The following is a 7,414-nucleotide window of genomic DNA, read 5'->3' as shown; positions in this document are numbered from 1 at the left end:
GGTTGCGCTTGATTCAGGCTACAAAACCCCTTGGATTATGAAGCAGATCATAGATACCCAGAGGATACCGGCGGTTCCATACAAACGTCCAATGACAAAGGATGGTTTCTTCAAAAAGTATGAATACGTTTATGATGAATACCATGATTGCATTCTCTGTCCCAACAATCAGGTTTTAACGTATTCTACAACCAACCGTGATGGATATCGGGAGTACAAAAGTGATCCAAAACTATGTAAAACATGCTCCATGCGTTCTCAGTGTACCGAGAGTAAATCCTGTCAAAAGGTTGTACTCCGCCATGTCTGGGAACCTTATATGGAACTTGCAGAAGATTACCGCCATACACCTGAATACAGAGATATTTACAAGTTAAGAAGCGAAACCATTGAGCGTGTGTTTGCTGATGCAAAAGAGAAGCATGCGATGCGTTATACTCAATTGCGTGGTCTGCAAAAAATTAAGATGCAGGTGACGCTTACTTTTGCATGCATGAATTTAAAGAAACTGGCGACGTGGAAACGGAGAAAGGGTATGCTCCGCTCATTTTTTTCGCATCTTATTCAGAACATAGCTCTCTCAGATTCTCAATTCATTATTAAGAGACAAAAAGGTGCCATGCAGTTTGCATAAGGCACCTTTTTGTCTACGGTCTGAAGCGCTGAGGATAACCTCAGCGCTGTCGCAATGCTTGGCAATTTAATTCTAAGGTCAGATTCAATAAATGGTAAAAGCTGTCTGAATTGGAGCGAAAACACAAAGCCATACATCGAGTGGCCCAACAATTATCATTCTGGTCTCCGCACTTGAAAAGTTGAAAACGATGTAATCCCCCTAATCAATAGAAAAATTTATAATAATTACTTTTCAATAACAAATAATCCATCTTCCTCTCGCCATTCTGCATAAAAAATATTTTTAATATCGGTATAGCCCTGCAGTTTCAGCTCATTTCTAAGCCAAGATTCACTTAGCTTAGCTTTTAGTAACTCATCTGAGAGTATTGTTCCATCACTTACAAGAAGCTTGGGTAATGATTTGCTTTGAAATGGAATTTTAAGATCGCCTAGGGTCGGGGTATCAAATTCGGGTTTTCTTAAAACGGTCAAAGAGCCATTTGCTTCAAGGATAGCATATTCAACTTCCCGAACAGAAAAAACATCTTTAATTCTTAGCAGATTAAGTAGTTCATTAATGTTCATACGGTTTTTTTTCAGGGCTTGGCGGTTGATGACTCCCTTTTGAATGACTAGGGAAGGTGTTCCCTCTAGAAGTTTCCTGAAAAAAATGGACTTTTGACCTAAGAATTGGATTGCAAAGATTAGGAGTCCCCAAACAGTAATGGCATAAAAGACTTTTACTATGCCGGTGTCGTCGTCATAGATGGCATTGCCTAAAAGCTCACCCATGATCAGAGCTGAAATAAAGTCAAAAGCAGTGAGTTGTGTTATTTGAGTTTTACCTAAAAATCTCGTAACTAGTAACAAGCTAAAAAAACCAAAGATTAGCTCTACTGTCAATTGCCCAAAGCCCATAGCCAGAACACTCCTTTTTTTACCTATGCAGGTAGATTAAACGATAACTATAGGAATATACGCTAATGGGGAAAAATCAACAGTAATCACTGCTTGAGGAGCTTCCTCAAGCACAAAAAATAGGCACCATGATAGTGTGCCTATTTTTCATACTCGAAAAAGCTTTCATATTAAACTAGAAGGTTGGCTACAAACCTATGCTTCTGAAAGCATTAGTAGCTAATTCAGGGAACAGGGTAGATAAGAGCAAAAGTAGAGAAAGTAAAACTAGGATTAAGGTGAATGTCCAGGCGATAATATTGAAAAACGTTGAATTAACATATTCGCCCATAATACTTTTTTTGCTGGCGATAAGAACCATGAAGATTAAAATAGGAGGTAAAAGAACCCCGTTAACCACTTGAGTCGTCAACATGACATGATATAAGGATAGCCCAGGCCATAAGACAATAGCGGCTCCTAAAACAATTAAGATAGTATATAGACTGAAAAATACCGGGGCTTCTCTGTAAGACTTGCTGATCCCGTGTTCAAAACCGAAGGCCTCACAAACAGCATAAGCTGTACTGAGTGGCAGCACGAAGGCCGCTAACATTGAAGCACCGAGTAGTCCAAAGCCAAACAATAAACTGGCATATTCTCCGGCTAAAGGTTTTAGCGCTAGAGCAGCATCCTTAGCAGTTTCTATAGGGATATTATTGGCAAAAAGAGTAGCGGCAGTGGATACGATAATAAAGAAAGCAATGAATCCGGTAAAAAAGGTTCCGATCAAGACATCCCAGCGTGTATAGCGATAATCTTGAGCAGTGATTCCCTTATCGACGACTGAAGACTGAACATAGAATTGTCCCCAAGGTGTAATCGTAGTTCCTATTACTCCGACAATCATGAGCAGAAAGGCGGGGGTACCCAAGAGGGTGGGAGTGATAGATTCGACGAAGACTTGCGGCCAAGGCGGTTTGACCATAATCCCGGAAATCACATAACTAAAAAATGTTAAGCATAAAAAAAGAAGGATTTTCTCCATTTTGGCATAATCTGTTTTAATGACAAGCCACCAAATTATGAAGGCCATAATCGGTACAGAGAGATATTTATTCACACCAAATATTTCGAAGCTTGTGGCAATCCCCGAGAATTCGGAGGTGGTGGTCCCCAAATTAGCAATTAGGAGAACGCTCATTGCAAAAAATGCCCATTTGACTCCGAAGTTTTCCCGTATTAAATCTGAGAGTCCCCGGCCGGTTACTGCACCCGTTCGGGCTGAGATTTCTTGAGCAATGGCCAGGAGAACAGTACTTATAAGCATGGTAAAGATAAGCGAGTAGCCATATTTAGCCCCTGCTGCTGCATAAGTTGCAATTCCACCGGCATCATTATCAGCAAAGGCAGTAACCATTCCCGGCCCCATGATAGCAAAAAACAAGGCGAAACGTGCTTTTAAGTTCATTCGCTATGCCCTCCTTTCGCTTGGCGCCGGCGGGCAATCAAGGTGGAGTAAATTTCTACCCGAGGCCGGTCGGGCATCAATAGTTCTAAGACATCGTCAACGGTGATGATCCCCAAGATATGATCTTGGTCATCCACGACAGGCACTGCCAGTAAACCATATTTATGAATTGTATCGGCCACCTTTTCGTGATCGTCGTAAGGAGAGATCTTAACAACTTTAGTATGCATTAAATCCTTAAGTGTAGTTTCCGGGGAGGCAATAATCAGCTCCCGGAGGGAAAGAACACCCTCTAAGGTTTCTTGCTCATCCACGACATATAAATAGTAGATAGTTTCTGCTTCAGGAGCTAAGCGTCTTAGTTCGTTAATTGCTTGTTCAGCAGTAAGCCAAATCGGCAATCCAATAAATTCTGTTGTCATAAGAGAACCGGCAGTGTCTTCTTCGTACTGCATTAATTCGCGAACATCTTCGGCATCGTCCGATTCCATTAAACTTAGAAGCTCTTCGGATTTCTCAGAGGATAATTCACTTAGAATGTCAGCTGCTTCATCAGGTGGCATTTCCTCTAAAATATCAGAAGCTCGTTCCTCATCCATTTGGGTAATAACTTCAACTTGTACATCTAATTCCATCTCAGTTAACGCGTCAATGGCTTGTTGAGAATCCAAAGAGTCAAGGAAAGCAGCCCTTTGCTTATAGTCCATATCTTCTATTAGATCCGCAATATCTGCAGGGTGAAGTTGACGAAGCTGCTCTTTTTCACGAGTGAGCTGAAGGGCTGAAGTCCTGTTTTCCAAAGGTTTAATAAACTGGCAACCAACAAACTTATTGTCTAGGCGACTTAATAAAAACTCTGCCCCTAATCTTCGGAATAAGCCACGCACACCAATATCTACTGCAACTAAAACAATATAATTGTGACCTTCCCGGGCCACCCAAGACAATGAAATGTCATTGACCCGTACTATTCTTGAGCCTTCTAAGTCGATGATTTGTTTATCTAACAGCCATTTACCTATAAACGTTTCATCCTCATGTATAGGGCAGGTTAATTTGGGATTAAAGGGTGTATTAAGCCTCATTCCGTTATGATCCCAGGAATCGACTAACTTAATGGGAATTAAGTCATGTGCCCCTTTTGTGTAACGAATACCTGTAACATGAGGAGAGACACTATCCCAACGGATTGCCATATCCAGTAATCGACCAACCCGATGTCCTTTAGCATCTCTAATTGGTTTGTTAAGTAATTGACTAAAATAAAATTCTCCTAATACTCTTAAGTCCTCCATTTAACTTCCTCCTTTCAGCAACGGAGTTCTGGCACCATCGGAAAAATCGAGATGATTCGGTTTAAGAACTGGAAACGCGAGTGATAAGGGCCAGAATCCATAAAATCCACCTCCTTTAATGTTCGAAAAAACTAATGGGGTAAAAGAAAAAGACCTCTATGCCAAAATAGAAGGTCTGCAAACACAAGTTCGACCTCCCTACTCGTTGAGCTTTAGCACTGCATAGCGTAGAGGGATCTCAGCCACCTTAAGTAAAACCTTATGTCGGTAGTACCTGTTCTACCCAATTGGCGTCTCTCGACATTTCTGGGCAGTGGCGTATGTCTATGCAGGAGCCTCACCTAACAGAGAATATAAATTTTCCCGGTGACACCTCATTATATGTATAATCTAGTAAATTCGTCAACATCCTTCGGGAATAATTAGGATTATCCTTAAAGATTATTTTTTAACACCTTTATAAGGGCCTCAGATATAATTTTTAGAAAGTTTACAACAAAAAATCTTGAAGAAAAAACCTCAAGGAAGCCCCTTTATAAAACTTTAGGCTTTGCTATTCCTCTTATTTTTGTGTTATAATTAAAAAATAAATCAAATTAAATGACGTGATAGACTCGAGAGGAGGGTGTTTGAATGGCAAAACACATTCAGACCATTGTGAAAGCAAACTTAAGTTCTACTGTGAAAACCGGAGGATGTGGCAAGTGCCAGACCTCTTGTCAATCTGCTTGTAAGACGTCGTGCACTGTTGGAAACCAAGTGTGTGTTAAATAAGGCTTATAGGCTTAATTGCAACATAGGATATCAGAACCCACCCGCATACCGGGTTGGGTTCTGTTTCTGTTCATAAGGGTTATGGAAGAGAGGATTATTAATGCTTGATTTATTGTCAAACAACGAATATTTGGTTAAAAAAAATGTGCATAGTTATCGTCAAGGTGATTTATTCATCGCTCACGACGTCAATTCCGGATCGCTGCACATTCTTGACGAGGACACGTATGAGGTACTGAAAGCCATCGAGGAGCTGCAGGAGGCCTCGAAACAAGTCAATGAAGAAGGAATTAGACAGCTTCTTTGGCAATCCGGCAATCAACTAACAGTAGAAGAACTTTCTGAAATAGTTGAGGAACTGGGTGAACTGCGCCAGCAAGGTACACTGTTTTCCAGAGAGGCAGAGCAGGTACTTCCGGCCTACCCGGAAAAGCCGATTGTTAAAGCCATTTGTCTTCATGTGGCTCATGACTGCAATCTGCGCTGCAAATATTGTTTTGCAGAAACAGGTGCTTTCGGAGGAAGCAGAAGCATGATGGATTTGGAGACAGGCAAGAAAGGGATCGACTTTGTTTTAGATTTGTCTGGACATAGAAATCATTGTGAAGTAGATTTTTTCGGTGGTGAACCCTTGCTTAATTTCGGTTTAATCAGGTCTCTGGTTGAATACGGGAGAAAGGCTGCGGCAGATCGGAATAAAACCATAAAATTCACGTTAACAACCAACGGGATATTATTAAATGATAAAATCCAGGAGTATCTCGAACAAGAGGACATTAGTGTTGTGTTAAGTTTAGACGGTCGCCCCGAAGTGCATGACCGTATGAGACCCTTTTCCGATGGCCGGGGAAGTTACGCTAAAGTCACCCCTCTAATTAAACAGTTTGCAGCGAAACGACCGGAAAGTTCACCTTACGCCTTAGGAACTTATTACTATGTTCGAGGGACCTACACTCATTACAACCCGGATTTTGATCAAGATGTCTTACACATGGCAGATTTAGGGATTGATCAAATCTCTGTTGAACCTGTCGTAGCCAGTCCGGAAGCCCCCTACGCTTTCCAAGAAGGAGATCTTGAAAAAATATGTGAAGCCTATGATCGGCTGGGAGAGGAATTATTAAGCCGTCGTGGTCAAGATAAAGAATTTAACTTTTTCCACTTTAATGTTGCCTTGGACCAGGGGCCTTGCATGATTAAACGGCTTTCGGGATGTGGCGCAGGGCATGAATATGTGGCAATTTCTCCAGAGGGCGATCTTTATCCTTGTCACCAGTTTGTTGGACAAGAGGACTATAAACTGGGATCCCTTTACGCTGAAAATCCGAATCAGCTGAAGGAAGAATTAGTTAAGTCTTTTCGCTCGGCGCACATATATAAGAAGCCTCTTTGTCGTGAATGTTGGGCCCGCTTTGCTTGCAGCGGGGGATGTCACGCTGCTAACGTCTCCTTTACTAAAAGTCTAACAGATGTTTATACTTTAGGATGCGAGCTTCAGAAGAAGCGTCTGGAGGTAGCATTATACTTAAAGATCAAAGAAATCCAACACAATCATAATCCCTTATCTCTTGCGTAGAATAGTCACTGCTAAGTTAAGAGAGTGGGATAACCCTTAAGATTATAGGTTGGATGGTTTAAAGAGACATGGTACAATAGTAACTGGGATTTAATGGTCAATGGAGGGATAGGTTTGAATAAAAGATCACAACGAATTTTTGCAGGTATTCTAGCAGTTTTAGTAAGTCTTGCGATGGTTGGTTCAGCATTTATTGGATATTTCTTCGACCAGACCCCTTCGGCTAATCCGGCGAACAATGCTACCGCTAATTTAGAGGCTAAATACCAATCCCAGAAGGCGAGCATAGCTGCAATGGTTGAGCAGGAAAAAAGCAACCCGGAGAATATTCCTTTACTGACAGCCCTCGGTAATGAATATTATAATGCCGGGATGACAGCTCAAATGGTTGCGCCCGCTGAAGTCCAGGATAATTTTAAAAAGGCCGTCGAGGTTTACCAAAAGGTTTTGCAAACCAATAAAGATCCTAATATTATCGTAGATATGGCCACATCTGCCTTTTACAGCGGAGATTATGAACTGGCCGAAAAGAGTTATACAGAGGCTCTAGCTATTAAGCCGGACTTTATGACAGCTATGATCAACTATGGCATTTTCCTTTCTCAAGTAAAGCAGGATTGGACAGGAGCTATTAGTTATTGGCAAAAGGCCTTGCCTCTAGCTCAAAACAGTAACGACAAAGAACAAATCGAGGCAATGATTAGTCAGGCCCAAAGCCAACTCAGCACTAATCAAACGAATGACGGGTTGTCCAATCCCAACTTAAAAAATGGTGAGTAACGG

Annotated in this window: 6 protein-coding genes, 1 pseudogene and 1 riboswitch; of the genes and pseudogenes, 4 read left to right on the top strand and 3 right to left on the bottom strand. The window is 41.4% G+C overall.

Annotated elements, in window-relative coordinates; genetic code table 11:
- Positions 1-523: pseudogene (locus DP73_RS16325) on the top strand (transposase); the annotation flags it as partial.
- 338 nt (positions 524-861) lie between these two features.
- On the opposite strand, the gene DP73_RS16320 reads toward DP73_RS16325, so the two are convergent.
- From DP73_RS16320 to DP73_RS16310, 3 genes are all read right to left on the bottom strand, one after another.
- The gene (locus tag DP73_RS16320) at positions 862-1,536 is read right to left on the bottom strand and encodes a DUF421 domain-containing protein (protein WP_034600875.1); all 675 of its coding nucleotides are present in this window, start codon (positions 1,534-1,536) and stop codon (positions 862-864) included.
- Positions 1,537-1,723: 187 nt separating this feature from the next.
- Complete coding sequence (locus DP73_RS16315; RefSeq protein ID WP_034600872.1) at positions 1,724-2,986, bottom strand: Nramp family divalent metal transporter; 1,263 nt, start codon at positions 2,984-2,986, stop codon at positions 1,724-1,726.
- Entirely contained in the window at positions 2,983-4,281 is a 1,299-nt protein-coding gene (locus DP73_RS16310) for a CBS domain-containing protein (RefSeq protein ID WP_034600870.1), read from the bottom strand. The genes DP73_RS16315 and DP73_RS16310 overlap by 4 nt, the downstream gene beginning before the upstream one ends.
- A gap of 190 nt (positions 4,282-4,471) precedes the next feature.
- Positions 4,472-4,637, bottom strand: a riboswitch (M-box (ykoK) riboswitch).
- 277 nt (positions 4,638-4,914) lie between these two features.
- On the opposite strand from DP73_RS16310, the gene scfA reads away from it, so the two are divergent.
- The 3 genes from scfA (at position 4,915) to DP73_RS16300 (ending at position 7,411) form a co-directional block, all read left to right on the top strand.
- Positions 4,915-5,055, top strand: coding sequence for a six-cysteine ranthipeptide SCIFF (gene scfA / locus DP73_RS22740; protein ID WP_014905314.1), 141 nt, complete (start codon positions 4,915-4,917; stop codon positions 5,053-5,055).
- Positions 5,056-5,155: 100 nt separating this feature from the next.
- On the top strand, positions 5,156-6,631 hold the full coding sequence (gene scfB, locus DP73_RS16305) for a thioether cross-link-forming SCIFF peptide maturase (RefSeq protein WP_034600868.1): 1,476 nt from the start codon (positions 5,156-5,158) through the stop codon (positions 6,629-6,631).
- A 114-nt stretch (positions 6,632-6,745) separates the two neighbouring features.
- Entirely contained in the window at positions 6,746-7,411 is a 666-nt protein-coding gene (locus DP73_RS16300) for a tetratricopeptide repeat protein (protein WP_034600866.1), read from the top strand.
- Positions 7,412-7,414 lie beyond the last annotated feature (3 nt).

Source organism: Desulfosporosinus sp. HMP52 (assembly GCF_000765145.1).
GTDB lineage: Bacteria > Bacillota > Desulfitobacteriia > Desulfitobacteriales > Desulfitobacteriaceae > Desulfosporosinus.
This window is presented reverse-complemented; position numbering and strand designations above follow the sequence as displayed.